The 15,552-nt window shown below is 67.6% G+C and carries 15 protein-coding genes; 1 reads left to right on the top strand and 14 read right to left on the bottom strand.

Going from position 1 to position 15,552, the window contains the following annotated elements; genetic code table 11:
- Positions 1-324: 324 nt before the first annotated feature.
- Positions 325-642 (bottom strand): hypothetical protein, encoded by a 318-nt coding sequence (locus ACFQEY_RS11405; RefSeq protein ID WP_379768597.1) that lies wholly within the window; start codon positions 640-642, stop codon positions 325-327.
- 226 nt (positions 643-868) lie between these two features.
- On the opposite strand from ACFQEY_RS11405, the gene ACFQEY_RS11410 reads away from it, so the two are divergent.
- Positions 869-1,942, top strand: a complete 1,074-nt coding sequence (locus ACFQEY_RS11410) for an NAD(P)/FAD-dependent oxidoreductase (protein WP_379768599.1) — start codon at positions 869-871, stop codon at positions 1,940-1,942.
- Between the two features lie 87 nt (positions 1,943-2,029).
- On the opposite strand, the gene ACFQEY_RS11415 is transcribed toward ACFQEY_RS11410, so the two are convergent.
- The 13 genes from ACFQEY_RS11415 to ACFQEY_RS11475 form a co-directional block, all read right to left on the bottom strand.
- Positions 2,030-3,817: a Na(+)/H(+) antiporter subunit D gene (locus ACFQEY_RS11415; RefSeq protein WP_379768601.1), complete on the bottom strand. Its 1,788-nt coding sequence runs from the start codon at positions 3,815-3,817 to the stop codon at positions 2,030-2,032.
- On the bottom strand, positions 3,814-6,021 hold the full coding sequence (locus ACFQEY_RS11420; RefSeq protein WP_379768603.1) for a proton-conducting transporter transmembrane domain-containing protein: 2,208 nt from the start codon (positions 6,019-6,021) through the stop codon (positions 3,814-3,816). Before ACFQEY_RS11420 ends, ACFQEY_RS11415 begins: the two co-directional genes overlap by 4 nt.
- Positions 6,018-7,658 carry a proton-conducting transporter transmembrane domain-containing protein gene (locus tag ACFQEY_RS11425; RefSeq protein WP_379768605.1) on the bottom strand — a complete coding sequence of 547 codons (1,641 nt, stop codon included), beginning with the start codon at positions 7,656-7,658 and terminating at the stop codon, positions 6,018-6,020. Before ACFQEY_RS11425 ends, ACFQEY_RS11420 begins: the two co-directional genes overlap by 4 nt.
- Positions 7,651-8,172, bottom strand: a complete 522-nt coding sequence (locus ACFQEY_RS11430; RefSeq protein WP_379769261.1) for a cation:proton antiporter subunit C — start codon at positions 8,170-8,172, stop codon at positions 7,651-7,653. The genes ACFQEY_RS11425 and ACFQEY_RS11430 overlap by 8 nt, the downstream gene beginning before the upstream one ends.
- Before the next feature lie 125 nt (positions 8,173-8,297).
- Positions 8,298-8,978 carry an MnhB domain-containing protein gene (locus ACFQEY_RS11435; protein WP_379768607.1) on the bottom strand — a complete coding sequence of 227 codons (681 nt, stop codon included), beginning with the start codon at positions 8,976-8,978 and terminating at the stop codon, positions 8,298-8,300.
- Complete coding sequence (locus ACFQEY_RS11440) at positions 8,975-9,607, bottom strand: DUF4040 domain-containing protein (protein WP_379768609.1); 633 nt, start codon at positions 9,605-9,607, stop codon at positions 8,975-8,977. Before ACFQEY_RS11440 ends, ACFQEY_RS11435 begins: the two co-directional genes overlap by 4 nt.
- Complete coding sequence (gene mnhG, locus ACFQEY_RS11445; protein WP_379769263.1) at positions 9,604-9,930, bottom strand: monovalent cation/H(+) antiporter subunit G; 327 nt, start codon at positions 9,928-9,930, stop codon at positions 9,604-9,606. The genes ACFQEY_RS11440 and mnhG overlap by 4 nt, the downstream gene beginning before the upstream one ends.
- Complete coding sequence (locus tag ACFQEY_RS11450; RefSeq protein ID WP_379768611.1) at positions 9,930-10,235, bottom strand: cation:proton antiporter; 306 nt, start codon at positions 10,233-10,235, stop codon at positions 9,930-9,932. The genes mnhG and ACFQEY_RS11450 overlap by 1 nt, the downstream gene beginning before the upstream one ends.
- On the bottom strand, positions 10,232-11,515 hold the full coding sequence (locus ACFQEY_RS11455) for a monovalent cation/H+ antiporter subunit E (protein ID WP_379768613.1): 1,284 nt from the start codon (positions 11,513-11,515) through the stop codon (positions 10,232-10,234). The genes ACFQEY_RS11450 and ACFQEY_RS11455 overlap by 4 nt, the downstream gene beginning before the upstream one ends.
- Before the next feature lie 169 nt (positions 11,516-11,684).
- Complete coding sequence (gene coaBC / locus ACFQEY_RS11460; protein ID WP_379768615.1) at positions 11,685-12,854, bottom strand: bifunctional phosphopantothenoylcysteine decarboxylase/phosphopantothenate--cysteine ligase CoaBC; 1,170 nt, start codon at positions 12,852-12,854, stop codon at positions 11,685-11,687.
- 122 nt (positions 12,855-12,976) lie between these two features.
- Positions 12,977-14,131 carry a DUF63 family protein gene (locus ACFQEY_RS11465; RefSeq protein ID WP_379768617.1) on the bottom strand — a complete coding sequence of 385 codons (1,155 nt, stop codon included), beginning with the start codon at positions 14,129-14,131 and terminating at the stop codon, positions 12,977-12,979.
- Between the two features lie 78 nt (positions 14,132-14,209).
- Positions 14,210-14,659 (bottom strand): Lrp/AsnC family transcriptional regulator, encoded by a 450-nt coding sequence (locus tag ACFQEY_RS11470; protein ID WP_379768619.1) that lies wholly within the window; start codon positions 14,657-14,659, stop codon positions 14,210-14,212.
- 64 nt (positions 14,660-14,723) lie between these two features.
- Complete coding sequence (locus ACFQEY_RS11475; protein WP_379768621.1) at positions 14,724-15,482, bottom strand: phosphopantothenate/pantothenate synthetase; 759 nt, start codon at positions 15,480-15,482, stop codon at positions 14,724-14,726.
- Positions 15,483-15,552 lie beyond the last annotated feature (70 nt).

Here is a 15,552-nt window from a genome sequence, read left to right on the forward strand (position 1 = left end):
GCGGCCGCGGGCTCCCTCGCGGGCTCCTCGCGGCCTATCGGCCGCTCGGAGGCGCGCCACCGACTCTCTATTTATAAATAGCCGTCGCCGCCACATTCGGCCGTTTAAATACCACGTCGGCGACGGTGGTCTGCGATCCTCACTCCCGCAATCGCTCATCGCTATTTCTGGATTGGTGTCCCGAGAGACATATCACAACTATCGAGGATTTCACCAGCGCAACTTCGGCCTCCTTCCGTACGTGCGGTCCCGAGCAACTCCCGTATCTGCGTTTCAGCCGCAAGATCGCACCCGCCGTCCCGTTCCTGCGGCGCTTCGGCTCGATCACGTCCAGAACCCGGCGAAAAGAAGGAGGTTCCGCGCGGCCACCCCGAGCGAGATGAGGCCGATTCCGGCGCACATCACCGTCGCGATGAGCCGGCGGGTCCCGCCCGCGATCGCGACTGGAACGCCGATAACGACCATTCCGAGGACTTTGGTGAGCGCCATCCCCGGCACGAGTCCGAATCGGGTGATGAACGCGCTGCCGATGGGCGACCCCTCGACGTACTCTCCGCCGGCGATCGCGACGTAGGTCGATCCCGCGTCGGCGGCAGCGCCGACGACGAGAAGCGCGGCGGCGACTGCGAGTCGAGAAACCACTGCCACAGGGCACGCGACGGATCGATATAAATGGCAGGGAGGCGACCGAAAACTGACCGGCCCACAGCGATCTGCAGTTCGTCGTCGGAGCCCTCAGTCGAGCGATCGCTTTGCGATGCGGGGCGGTCGTGCGGACGACGCGAGGCGATAGTACCGATCCGTTGGGTGGTCGCGGAGCGCGCACACCACGACGCCATTTAAACCCGAGGCGCTCGTAACCGGCGCAATGAGTTCGTCCGACGACGACTACGACGTCGCGGTGGTCGGCGGGGGTCCCGCCGGACTGACGACCGCCCTGTACGGGGCCCGATTGGGCCACGAAACGGTGCTTATCGACCGCGGCGGCGGCCGAGCGGCGATGATGGCCGACACCCACAACGTGATCGGCGTCACCGAAGAGACGTCCGGCAACGAATTCCTCGCCACCGGGCGCGAACAGGTGCAGTCGTACGGCGGGACCTTCGAGCGCGGCTTCGTCACGGACGTCGAGGGCACCGACGACGGTCGCTTCCGCCTCTCGACGAACGACGCCGAGTTTCTCGCCGATCGGGTCGTGCTCGCGACCGGATTTTCCGACGAGCGACCCGACCCGCCCCTGCCGCGGACCGGGAAGGGACTTCACTACTGTCTCCACTGCGACGCGTACATGTTCGTCGACGAGCCGGTGTACGTGATGGGCCACGGCGAAGCGGCCGCTCACGTCGCGATGATCATGCTCAACGTCACCGACGACGTTGACTTGCTCACCCGCGGCGCGGAGCCGACGTGGAGCGAGGAGACCGCCGCTCAGTTGGAGGCGCACCCGATAGAGGTGATCCGCGAAGAGATCTCCGGCGTCGAGAACGACCCGAACTCGGGCTGGCTGGCGGCGCTGGAGTTCGCAGACGGCACCACCCGCGAGTACCGCGGCGGCTTCCCGATGTACGGGTCGGACTACAACACCGCGCTCGCGGAGGGGCTCGGATGCGATCTCACCGAGAGCGGCGAGATCGACGTCGACGACCACGGTCGAACGAGCGTCGATGGCATCTTCGCGGTCGGCGACGTGACGCCCGGACACAATCAGGTCCCCGTCGCGATGGGGCAGGGTGCAAAGGCCGGGCTCGCGATCCACAAGGAGATCCGCGAGTTCCCCCGCTCGATCGAGGCCATCGCCCGAGACGGGCCAGTCTCTCCGGACGAGGTGCCGGCCATCTCCCCCGAGCTACTGGCGACCGCCGTCGTTCACGAAGGACACGCGGGCGGCCCCCGCGAAGGTGTGGAGGTCGACGCCGAAAAGCCGACCGCTGCCGACGACTGAGTCGATAGCGCCGTTTGCGTCGTTGACGACGACTGACGGATGTCGGCAACTATTTGACGAATTCGGTGGGGCGGATTCGAACCGCCCTCAGCTCAGGACGAACACGAACAGCGCGACGCCCGCCGCGAGCGTCAAGAAGAGGACGCTTCGGCCGATTCCGGTCCGTATCTCGACGTCGACGCCGGCCCGCGCGAGGGCCTCCCGCGGGTGCATCGCGGTCCACTCGATGACCCCGACTAGGTCCATCACGAAGCGGTCGACCGCGGCCCACAGCTCCGTGACGCCCCAGACCGAGCCGCGGCCGAGGTAGAACGCCGCCGGGTACGTCACCGCGTCGACGTCGGGCATCCGGTGAGCGAGCCAGCCGAGCGGCCGCTTCAGCGCGAAGAAGCCGACGAACCCGGCCGCCATCAACGCGGCGCTCTCTGTCAGGTGACTCGTGCTGTAGGGGTGTAGCTGCGGGGCGATCGCCTCGGTGAACGGCATCAGGTCGACGAGATAGCCGTAGGTGGCCGGCGTGCCGAAGAAGACGCACGCCCCGCCCGCTAACGCCATCCCGACCGTCTGGAACCGGGTGGCGTCCTTCGGGTTCAGTGTCGCCGACCCGTGGAAGAACATGTAGTATCCGAGCTTGATGAACGACATGAACGTCCCCACGCCACCGAGGATGAGGAGCCACCAGAGCAGCCCCTCGCCGAGCAGCAGCTCGTAGTTGTGGACCTCGTGAGCGGAGTCGATCACCATCCCCTTCGAGATGAACCCGTTGAATCCGGGAACGGCCGTAATCGAGGCCGCGCCGACGAGGTACACGAGGAAGGTGACCGGCATCACCCGCCAGAGCCCGCCCATCTCCTTGATGTCCTCGACGCCGGTCCGGTAGATCACGACGCCGACTGCCATGAACAGCAGGCTCTTGTACAGCACGTTGTTGAACAGGTGCGCGAACCCGCCGGTGACGGCGAAGTCGCCGACGTAGGTGGCGAGTCCGAGCCCGGCCAGCATGTAGCCGACCTGCGCCTGGATGTGGTACGACAGCAAGCGACGCGGATCGTACTGCAACAGCGCGAAGAACGCGCCGTAGACGGCCATGAACCCGCCGAGGTACGCGAGCCACATGCCGCCGTCGGGGAACGCGCGGTACATCACGTACACCGCGGTCTTCGTCGTGAACACCGAGAGGAACACCGACGCCGCGACGTGCGGGCGCGGGTAGGTGTCCGGCAGCCACGTGTGCAGGAAGATGAATCCGCAGTTGATTCCGATCCCGATCGCGGCGAGCAGCGTCGCCGAGGCGTGGATCCCGGTCGCTTCCGCGAACAGGAAGATCTCGTCGGCCGGGACGCTGCCGAGCATCGACGCGCCGTGGACGACGACCGCGCCGAGCAGGAACGTCCCGCCGATCCCGTGGAACAGGGCGTAGCGGTACCCCGCCCTGACCGCTTTGCCGCCGTACTGCCACACCAACAGCGTGCTGGTGACGGCCATCAGCTCCCAGAAGAAGATCAGGGTGAGCCAGTCGCCGGCGTAGATCGTCCCGACCGTCGAGGAGACGTAGATCAGCGCGAACGCCGTCACCCACGTCGGCGCGTCGCTGCCGTACGCGTACAGCACCGCGGCGGTCGCGAGGAAGCCGACGACGACGCCCATCAGCAGCGAGAACTGGTCGACGTTGAACAGGACGACGTCGAAGCCGAACAGCTGCGTCGCGAGGTGCGCTCCCGCGCCGCCGTCGCCCAGCAGTACCGCCTGCGCGAACGTGAACGCCGTCGCCAGCGCGGCAGCCGCGTGACCCGCCCGACGCGGGAGCGCGAGCACCGCGAGCGCCGCCACCGCGAGCACGAGGTACGGCGGAATCGATGTGAGAACCGGGTTCATGGGCGCATCGCCTCCTCGGGAAGCCGCGTGTCGACGATGAGCTCGATCAGCTCCAAGAAGCCCATCTCGTAAGGGATGATCCCGAGCAGCACCGCGAGACTCATCGCGGTGAGGATCGGTCCGAGGGTGAACCACGTGGACTCGCGCCCGCGGAGGGCGTCGAGCCCCGCGACGTGCTCCCAACCGCCTGCGGGCGGGCCGCCGGCGTGGTCGTCGTGGTCCGTGGAGTGATCGCGGTTCTCCCCATCATCGCGGTTCTCCTCACCAGCGTGGCTCCCGTCACCGTGACCACCGTCGTCGCTTCCGCCGGCGTGTGAACCCTCGCCTCCGTCCCGGCCGCGGTCGTCCTCACCGTCCCCCACGCCGAACGGTACGTCGACGTCAGAGGGCCGCTGATCGACGGCGTAGTCGCCGGTGTCGACGCGCTCTGCCGGCTCCGAGAAGTTGCGCTCGCTCGTGGCGAAGTCCGGCCGCACGACGCCCTCCTCGTCGGTCGGGAGGTCGCCCAACTCCGCGTCCGGGATGTCGGCGTCGTCGGGAGCTTCGGCGTCGTCGGGAGCTTCAGCGTTGTCGAGAGCTTCAGCGTCGTCGTCGGAGGGCGACTCTTCACTCCCGCCGTCCTCCGCGCTCTCAACAACCTCGTCGACGGCGTCGAGGTTCTGCTCGTCGGCCGATTCGTCGTCCTCCGGGCTGCCTCCGTCGGTCGCCGCGTCGTCCGCTGTGCGCCCCCCGTCGTCCGCTGCGCGGCCCCCGTCCGTCGCCGGGAGCGTCGACCGCGACTCGCCGCCCATTCGGAAGTCGACGAGCGGTTTCGCGTCGTGAGCGTCCTCCGCTTCGAAGAAGGCGGTGTAGATCACCGGCCAGAAGTACGCGATGTTGAGCACGCCCGAGAGCAGCAGCGCGCCCACGAGATAGTACGCGACCGGGGTCAGCTCCGCGCCCATCTGTACCCCGCCGACCAGCATGTAGTACTTGCTGACGAATCCGGCGAGTAGCGGGATTCCGGCCATCCCGAGTGCGGCGACCGTGAACGCGCCCATCGTCAGGGGCATCCGCTTTCCGATCCCCGCCATCTCGGAGATATAGTCGGTGTGCGTCGACACGTGGAGGTTCCCCGCACAGAAGAACAGGGTGAGCTTCATGAACGCGTGTGCCGGGATGTGCAGCAGCGCGCCCACGAGCCCGTACCAGCCGAACAGCCCGAGGCCGAGGATGATGTAGCTCAGCTGGCTCACCGTCGAGTAGGCGAGCCGCTGTTTCAGGTGGTCCTTTCGCATGGCGATGATGGACGCCGCCGTCAGCGTGCTCGCACCGATGGTCGAGAGAACGAGTCCGGCCGAGAAGCCGAACGGGAGCGACAGGTCGAAGACGAGTTCCGGGCCGAACACGTCGAGGACGACCCGCGAGACGCCGAACGCGCCCGACTTGACGACCGCGACCGCGTGGAGCAGCCCGGACACCGGCGTCGGTGCGACCATCGCTTCGGGGAGCCACTGGTGGAGCGGCATGATGCCCGCTTTCACGCCGAATCCGATCGCGAGCAGGAAGAAAGCGAGCATCGCGAGCCCGGGGTCGGCGTTTGCCAGCTCCTCGATACCACCGGCGGTAAAGGAGACGTTGCCGGCGATCAGGTAGACGAGAGCGGTACCGGCGAGCACCAACACGCCGCCGCCGAACATCGTGTACGCGAGGTACTTTCGACCGGCCGAGCGCGCCTCGTCGGTCTCGTCGTGGGCGACGAGCGGGTACGTCGCGATCGAGAGGAGCTCGTAGAAGACGAATATCGTCACGAGGTTGCCCGCGAACGCGATTCCCATCGTCGCCGACAGCGACACGGCGAACGCCGCGAAGTATCGGGTCTGGTTCACCTCGTCGTTGCCGCGCATGTAGCCGATGCTGTAAAACGAGGTGACGATCCACAGCCCGCTCGCGAGGAACGCGAACAGCATCCCGAGCGCGTCCGCGCGAAGGACGAACTCGATACCCCCCGGCAGGAACGCGCCGAGAGACCATTCGAAGACGGCACCGCCGAGGACGGCGGGCAGCATCGAAGCGACGATCCCGAACTTCGCGACCGCCGCGGCGATCGTCCACCCCTCGCGGACGTTCGGGGAACGGTACGACGCGACGATGACGAACGACGCGACGAACGAGACGAGAACCGCCAGTAGGGGACGTAAGTCGGTGATTGGAGCGTCAGTCATGCGAACACCTCCGTGATGTAGGGGTCGAACCACTCGAACAGCGCGAATCCGCCGAAGCCGAGCGCGACCGTCGCGAGCGCCGCGGCGATAAGGACGGCCAGCGACGCCGGCGGAACTCGATCGGGCATCCACGACGACCGCGGTGCGCCCTCGACGGGCGTGACGATGCGACCGGCAGCATCCTCCGCGGACGAGCGCTCGCGACCGCCGTCGGCCGCGGCGACGTCGTCGCCGTGATCGGGGGACACCTCGTCGCCGTGATCGGGACCGTGACCGTCATCGTGACCGCCTGGAATCCCGACGCCGGCGAAGTAGAACCGCTCTATCAGCCGCGCGACGTACGACAGCGTGAACAGCGTGCTGACGAAGATCACCGCGGCGATGCCGATTCCGGCCGCCCCACCGCCTCCCAGGCTCGATTCGACTGCGCCCACGCCGATATACCACTTGCCGAGGAAGCCGATCGACGGCGGGATGCCGACGAGTCCGAGACCGAGCACGGCTATCGCTCCGGACGTGTACGGCGCCTCCCGTGCGACGCTCGCGAGGTCCTCGATCCGGCGGGCACCGTAGCCGAACGCCAGCAACCCGACGCCGAGGAACAGCCCGAACTTCAGCAGGCCGTGGCCGACCAGGTGGACGATCGCCCCGAGGAGCGCGGTCTCGTTCGCGAGCGCGACCGCGGCCACGATCATCCCGAACTGGGCGACCGAGGAGTACGCGAACATCCGCTTCAGGTCAGACTGCATCGCCGCGAGTACGGACCCGGCCAGTATCGACGCAGCGGCGGCGATCAGCATGACCGTCGTGATCGCCTCGTTGGCCGCGAGGAAGTCGACGGTGAAGACGGTGTAGCTCACCCGAATCAGCGCGTATGCGCTCGCCGTCGACACCAGCGCCGCCACGATCATCGTGACGGCGTCCGGCGCGCGCTGGTACGCGTCCGGCTGCCACGCGTGGATCGGGAACACGGCGATCTTCAGACCGAGTCCGGCGACGATCAGGGCGTAGCTCGCCCGGATTAGGGGGTCTGCGTAGCTCGCCTGCGCGACGATCTGCGTCTGCATGTCGAGCATGTTCAGCGTGCCCGTCGCGAGGAAGGCGTAGCCGACGCCGAGCAGGTACAGGGAGGCCCCGACCGTCCCAACCACGAGGTACTTGAGCGACGCGTACGCGCTCGCTCCCGACCGGTCGGCCGCGATGAGCGCGTACGTCGAGATCCCGACGATCTCGAGGAAGACGAACATGTTGAACAGGTCGCCGGTGAGGACGAGTCCGGTGAGCCCGCCGACCAAGAGCAGGTAGCCGCTGTAGAACGGGTTCCCGCGCGGCCCGGCGACCCGCGCGAACGCGAGCGTCGCCAGCGAGACGACGGCGACCAACGCGAGCACCGCGACCGACAGCTCGTCGGCGACCAGTTCGATCCCGATCGGCGGCTGATAGGTCCCGAGCGCGTGCGAGACCGGGCCGCCGAGGGCGACTTCCGAGCCGATCGCAGCCGTGAGACCGGTGAGAGCCGTCGTCGCGGCCGCCGCGACCGGCCACCCGACGTCGTCGTACCGACCTCCGAGCGCTATCGGCAGCGTCGCCGCGACGAGCGGCACGGCGATCGCGACCGGGAGAAGGACGTCAGTCATCCGTCACACCTCCGTCGGCCGCGGTGGCTCCGACGTCTCCACCGCTCCCGTCGCCGCCGTCGCTGGCGTCTTCGGCGTCGAGCGCGGCGTCGGTCCCGATCCGGGCACGCTCCGGCAGCGACCCCTCGTCGCGAAGCAGCTCACGGAGGGTGTCAGTCCGGAGGGTCCCGTACTCGTCGTAGATTCGGATACAGAGCGCGAGCCCAACCGCGGTGAGGCTCACGCCGACGACGATGGCCGTAAGTACGATCACGTGCGGGAGCGGGCTGACGTACGTCCCCGTCTCGGCCGCGCCCTCCGCGACGATCGGGATCGACCCGCCCTCCACGTATCCGGAAGTGATGAACAGCAGGAATATCGCCGTCTGGAACAGATTCAGCCCGATTATCTTCTTCACGAGGTTGGGGTTTGCGATCATCATATAGAGCCCGATACACAACAGCATCGCGAATCCGACGTATGCGTGCCGCGTCGTCAGCACGTCGACCGCCCCAGCTGTTGCAACCGTCGCCATCCCAGACGCGACTGTGGCCGCGATATCGGCTCCGACTGTGGCCGCGACATCGGTCGCGACGGCGGCCGAGACATTGTTCTCGATGGCGGCCGCAACATCGACTGGGACATCGGCGAGGAAGCCCGTCATCGGTCACCTCCGTCGTCCGCCGTGTGGCCGCCGTCGGTGATCGCGTCGTCCGCTGTGCGGCCATCCTCGGAACTCGGTTCGTCGAGGTCGTCGTCCTCGAAGCCGTTTCCGTCGGACGCGAAGCCGTTGGCGAGCAGGAAAAACAGTCCCATGAGCACGCCGCTCACGATGGGGGCGATCCCGAGGATCTCGACGGCCTCCATCCCGTACTTGACGGGATCGAGGATCGGGATGGGCAACAAGTCGTACTGAAGGAACGCGCCGCCGAGCGCGGCCGGAACCAGCCCGATACCGGCGAACACCAGCGTTCCCCCGACCGCGAGGGCGACGACGACGGTATTCGCGAGCCAGTCTCGGGTCGCCTCGATGCCGAACGCGAACGCGATCATGAACACGACGGCGGCCATGATCGCGCCGCCCTGGAACCCCCCGCCCGGAGACCCGCCCCCGTGGAAGGTGATGAACAGCCCGAACGTGAACGCGAACGGCGCGACTATCTTCACGGTCGGCATGATCACCTGACTCTCGGTGTACGGGGTTCCCTGCCGCCGCTCGGAGTCGAGTCGCTCCGACCGTTTGACGGCCCGGTGCGGCGCGACATTGGTCGCGTCGTCGTCATCTACAGCCACCGAGCCATCGTCGACGTCGGTCGTGTCGTCGACGTTCGCGTCGCTCATGCGAACACCTCCCGGTGCAGCACGATCAGTGCGGCGATTCCGCCGGCGAAGACGACGACGGCCTCGCCGAAAGTATCGAATCCGCGGAACGCCGCCAGCACGGCCATCACGGTGTTCTCGACGTGGGTCTGCGCGTACGTCTCCGCGAGGTACCACTGGCTCACGTCCGGGTTCGACCACACCGGAGCGTCGGGCGATCCGACCGCCGGAATGTCGCCCATCGTGAGCAAAAGCCCGGCAAACAGGAACCCGGCGGCTCCCGCGGCCGGGAGATTCACCGACTCGAAGGCGGCCTCGTGGTCGATCCGCGTCGTCTTCGCGAGGGTCAACAGCAGGAGCACGGTCGTCACGCCCGCGGAGATCGCGGCCTCCGTCAGCGCCACGTCCGGCGCGCGGTAGAACGTGTACAGCGCCGCCATTCCGAGGCTGTACGCGCCGAAGACGATGACGGCCGCGAGCACGTCTCGCGCCAGCGCTGTCGCGAGCGCCGTGAGCACGACGAACGCGAGCAGGCTCGCTTCGATCGCCGTGATCTGCGCGACTGCCGGCGTCGCGAGGGCCGTCGAAGGGAGCGACGCGCCGATAGCGAGGGGAGCCGATCCAATCGCGAGGAACGGACCTCCCGTCATCGGCGATCGTCCCCCTCCGTCCACGGGACGATTCCCTCCTCGAAAGCGGCCCGAGCGATGGCGTGCGCCGCCGTCGGGTTGGTCACGAAGATGAAGAACAACAGGAGCACTGTCTTGAATCCCGCTCCCTCCCAGCCGACGGTGAGCGCCACGGCCGCGAGCCCGAAGCCCGCGCCGAGGGTGTCGGCCTGCGAGGCGGTGTGCGCCCGGGAGTACACGTCCGGAAGCCGGAGCACGCCCGTCATGGAGACGAACGAGAAGAACAGCCCGAGCAGGATGAGGACCACGACGAGCACGACGCGGGCCGTCTCGATCGCGGCGATCACAGGACGCCACCTCGTTCGACCGTGAACTTCGAGATGGCGATCGCCATCAGGAAGTTCAACAGGGCGTACACGAGCGCGATGTCGAGGAACGTCGGTTCCTCGAGCGCCGCGCTCAGGATGGCGAGGATGACGACGGTGTTCGTCCCGAGGACGTTCACCGCGAGCACCCGATCCTGCATGGTCGGCCCCTTTACAGCGCGGTACAGCATTCCGATCGCGAGCACGGTGAACCCCGCGGCCGAGAGCAGCAGGAAGTCGCCGACCGTGTAACCCGCGGCGACCGTGGCGTCGACGAGGGTCATTCGTCGGTCACCTCTGAGGCGTCGCGAGCGTCACCGATTCCGGAACCGCCTGCGTCGGATTCATCCGTGCCGAGATCGTCTGCCCGAGAATCGCCCGATTCGACACCGATGTCACGCTCCGCCGTCGGGCCGCCGTCGGTCGCGGCGATCGGTAGCTCTTCCGTCGCGTTGGGCCCCTGCAGGATCGCGCAGTCGTCGCGTTCGCGCGGCGTGGGAAGCCGGGCGGACGAGCGGCCGTAGTAGACGAACCGCGTCCACCGTTCCAATGACCCGTCGAAGAGCCCGTCGCGGGCCCACGGGACGAGCGAGTGGACGTAGAGGTCGCTGTCGCGGGCGCGGACCGTCAGCGTCCCCGGCGTCAGCGTGATCGAGTTCGCGAGCGTCATCAGCGGAAGCCCGCTTCCGACGATCACGCGCAATCGATTCATCGTCGGTTCGATCGGGAGTCGCGGGTCCAAGATCACCCGGGCGACCACAAGGTTCGCCATGAGGATCTCATAACACAGGACGGGAACGTAGATCGCGCCCCGGACGAGCCGCATCGGCGTCCGCGGAATCGCCGGATCGGCGTCCAAGCTGATCCGTGAGAGGGTGATGGAAACGACCGCCGCGGTCGCGACGCCGGTCACCAAATCGAACCAGTAGAGCGGATCGCCGAGCACGAGGTAGAACGCGAGCGAAAGACCGAACATCGTTGCGAATCGGATACCGGTCGCCTCGGTCCGGAGCCGCTCGCGTCGCGTGGGTCGAGTCACGGGAGCCGTTTCCACGTCGAGGGACGTGTTCGAGAGCGCGAACTCCAGCGGTTGGAGCAGCGTCGTGTTTCCGACTGGAGTGTACTCCGGATCGAGGAGAACCGCGTCGGCACCGTTGGCCTCGGCGTACGCCGCCAGCACACCGACGTAGTCGTCCGGGCCGAAGAGGTATTCGTCGCTCCCGATGAGTTCGGTCACAATGTCGACATTCACGGCGTCCGCGTCGGAGTCGTCGAGGTCGGCTTCGGCCCACGCGGCCACCCGTTCGAGGACGCGCTCGGCCTCGGCGGCCCGCCGGTCGCTCTCCGGGTCGCCGTCGCGCCACGAAGCGATCTCCACGAAGTGGACCGCCGAGAACTCCCCCTCGGCGGCGGTCTCGACGGCGTGCGCGACCGTCGCGCGGAGGGTCGGCGTGGGCTCGACGGGAACGACAACCGCCCCCGGCGATCCAGCGCCGACTTCGTCGCCAGCTGCGGTGCCGCTTTCGATGTCGCTCGAATCGACGCCGTCGCCGGTATCAGCCACCCACCACACCTCCGACGGATCCGGGGATGACGGTCTCTGTGTGCATCGATATCTCTACCCGGATCGTTTTCCTACCGCCTCAAAACAGTTTGTATCCGAGCGGATATCGGGACGGAACCGTCGCTCGAACCTGCGAAACCCCCCGGCAGCCCGCGGGTCGGAGAACCGCTCAGTCGCCCCGTCCGAGCGCCTCGGCCAGTCTGTCGGCGATCAGCCCAGCGACGACGACCTTCGTGCCGGCGACCTCCTCGGGGGCGGTCCCCTCGTCGCCGACGAGGAGGACGCGAGTCTCGTCCTCGCCCATCACGGTGGCGTCGTTGGCGACGACGAACGCGAGACCGACGCGGTCCCGGATCCGCTCGGCCTCCGCGATCATCGCCTCGTCGTCGCCCGACGTCTCGGCTTTGAACCCGACGATTGGGAGGTCCGGGTACGCCTCGCGGACCGAGTCGATAAGCTTCGGGGTCGGCTGCAGGTCCACCGACAGCGGCGACCCCGACCGGATCTTCTCCTCGACGGCGTCGGCGGTAAAATCGGAGATGGCGGCTGCCGAGATCAGCGCGTCGGCGGTGGCCGCGGTCTGACGACATGCGCGCATCATCTCGTCGGCAGTCTCGACCGCGACCACGTCGGCGTACGGGACCTCCGATCCGTCCTGGACCAGCGTCACTCGCGCGCCGCGGACGTACAGGGCGCGGGCGACCGCGCGGCCCGTCTTTCCCGATGCCCGATTCGTCAGGATCCGGATCGGGTCGATCCGCTCTTTGGTCGCGCCCGCGGTGACGACGACGTGCGTCCCCGAGAGCGTCTGCGGCGTCGTCGCCCGGGCGACCTCCGTCACGATCTCCCGTTCCGCGGCGATCTTTGCCTTCCCCTCCTCGATCCGCGGGTCCGCGAACGTCACCCCCCACGCGTCCAGCGCGTCCAGCGCGTCGATCACGCCGGGATGGTCGTACATGGGCTCGTGCATCGCGGGTGCCATCACGACCGGCACCCCCGCGCCGATAGCGGTCGTCGCGCAGGTTGTGACCGGCGTGTCGTCGACCGCGGCCGCGACCTTCCCCGCGGTGTTCGCGGTCGCCGGAGCGAGCAGGAGCACGTCGGCCCAGCCGTCTCGGCCGCACAGTTCGACGTGTTCGACGTCGCCGGTGATCTCGGTGACGACGGGCTCGTCGGACGCGAAGTCGACCGCCCACGGGTGGACGATATTCGTCGCCGCCGGGGACATGACGGCGCGGACGCTCGCGCCGTGGCGGCGCAACTCGTGTGCAAGTTCGACGACCTTCACCGCCGCGATGCTCCCCGAGACGCCGAGCGCGACGTTGACCCCCTGTAGCATTACCGAGTCGGTTTCCGCCCCGGCGGCTTATAAGGTGTCGTTGGTGACCGCCTCCCGGATCGCAACGAGATTCTACACGGCATCGGAGATTTATAAGCAACCGATCAGACAAGCCCGTCGATTTATATACCGAATGTCGCACGGAGCATATCCCGACTACCGGGACCCAGCCCGACGGCGAGTACGGTGATAAGTAGCATCAGCGTGTATCGCGGCGACTCCTCGAACATTTCACCGTTGAACACCCAGACGACGAACGTCGCCGCCGCGAGCTTCACGAGAAGGAACGGCCACGCGTCGCCGGTGACCGAGACGACGGACTGCGGAAGCAGACGCCCGGTCCAATCGACGATGAGGGCGTTGACGACGTGCTTCGGGACGAGATTCGCCGTCCCCGTCAGCGCCGGCATCCAGTTGAGGCCGATCACGTTCGCGACACCGTCGATCGCGTGCCCCCAGATGATGAGGATCCCGGCGACGCCCGTTCCCTGCCGTATCGTCGGCTCGTAGGCGGTCGCGAGCTTCCACGTGACCGCCGTCGCCGCGGTCGAGATCACCAGCGTCAACGCGAGGATGATCGGGTAGAAATCGACGTAGTCGGTCGCGGCGGCGAGGTACGAGAGGTAGCCGAACGCGGCCGCGAGCGCGACGGACCCCATCGCGAACAGCGGCCGCGCGTAGTCGTCGACGATCCCGCGACCGGCGAGCGCGTACGCCGCGAGGACGCAGAGGAGCGTGAACCCGAAGACGGTGAAGTAGATGAACGGGCTGATGAGGAGCGCGCTCGCCGGGAACGGGATCAGCGGCTCCGTGCCGGCCCGCAGCGCCGCGATTCCCGAGTCCTCGACGGTGCGGAGCGCGCCGCCGAGCAACATGAAGGGAAACAGCGCGTAGAAGAATCGCAGCTCGTTACCGATGTCGAGCCGCCGGAGGAGGAAGACGACGCCGATCAGCATCCCGAGGAGGATCACCACGTAACTCACGGTCGAGACCGTCGTGTACCCCGGGAAAGCGACGACCTCGCCGGCGTCGACGGCCGCCGAACACGCCCCCGAACTGGCCAGCAGTTCGGTCCCGCTCGCGTCCCGAACCGCGCACTGCGCGCCCTGTCCGTCGGCCGCGACCGGCCCCCAGAAGTACTGCCAGACGAACCGGTCGTAGACGACCCGCGGGAACAGCAGCGATCCGACCGCGAGAATCGCGGTGACGATACCGACGACCGCCGCCCACGCACGCTCCGGCGACAGCCCGAACCGTCCCTCGACCCGTGTGCTCATGTTCTATCGATCGGAGTGTTCCCGAGTTGAGCGTTCCGGTCCCGTCTCACGCCGATGACCCCTCTCGCCCACCATCCCTCACACCGGCGGTCCGTCCAACTCGTAGTCGGTGCCGAGGATGATCATCGTCTGCGACCGCGAGAATCCGTCCATCTCGGCGATCTGGTCGAACATCAGCTGGCGGAGCCGATCGGTGTCCTCGGCGACGACCCGGAGCATCACGTCCCACTCGCCGGTCGTCAGGTGGATTTCTCTGACGCCCTCGATGTCTCGGAGGCGGCCGAGTGCGTCCTCCTCGCGACCCTGCTCGACCCGAAGGCCGACAAACGCGCTGACGCCGTAACCGACCGCCTTCGGATCCACGGCGGCGTGGTATCCCTCGATGACGCCCGCGTCCTCCATTCGTCCCACCCGGTCGTGAACGGTCGCGCTGGACATGTCGATCCGGCGCGCCACTTCCGAAAACGGCGTCCGAGCGTCCTCCTGGAGGATACGAAGGATCGCACGATCCGTCTCGTCGAGTTCCATGCGTGCGATACGTTGCCAGCGGACTTGGCCCTTCCGACATCCGAGATGACGACGGCGACAGTCGTCAGGCGGATCGCTCGAACTCGCCCTCGCGGATGGCCGCTTCGGCCTCGGTCAGTGCCTCCTCGGCGTCGAACGAGTCGACGATCGTTCGGAGATCCGCAGGCGATACATCGGCGAGATCGCGCGCGTGTGTCGTTACGTTCGGCACCGCGCGGATCAGGTTGTCGATAATGGGGATATCCGCCGTCCGTGGCGATCGGCTGCCGGGGTTGAGGTCGATCACGATCTCGGTCTTCCCCATCGCGTCGAGCGCCGCCGCGCGGTCGCCGTCCTCCAGCGGGACGACCACGACGTCGGCCGACTCGATCCCGTCGGCGTCGACGGTTCCGCGGGCGTGCTCCAGTCCGGGGATCTCGCCGTCTCCGACCAGCCCTTTCACCTCGTCAGCACCGTGCCCGCGCAGGTGGTCCGCGATCCGGCGAACGCGCTCGTCGGTGTGATTGAAGAGGTTCACTTCGAGATCGGCGTCGACCGCCGCCGCGAGATCGACCGTTTCGGCGGGTGCCAGCGCGGCGACGTTGCCGTTCACCGAGAGCGCGGGGTGGTCGGCCGCGAGGAGGGCGGCGGCCGCGGCGCGCGCGGCCGCGTCGGCGCTCGGAAGCGTTCGTTCGCCGAGGAGGTAGTCGAACGCCTCGCCGCGACCCTGGGCGATGAGCCCCTGCTTCGAGGTGATCCCCTGCTCGACGCCCGCCTCGATCCGGTGACGCGTCACGAGCGACGCGTAGCGCGGGTGGTCTTCGGGAATCTCCGTCTCCGTCATACCGTGATCTGGCGACGCGCGGATTAAAAGGAGCCCGTTCCCCCTCGCGAACCGTATCGAATCGTCCGAA

Origin of the sequence: Halorubrum trueperi (assembly GCF_042662525.1) — an archaeon.
In the GTDB taxonomy this organism is placed as follows: domain Archaea; phylum Halobacteriota; class Halobacteria; order Halobacteriales; family Haloferacaceae; genus Halorubrum; species Halorubrum trueperi.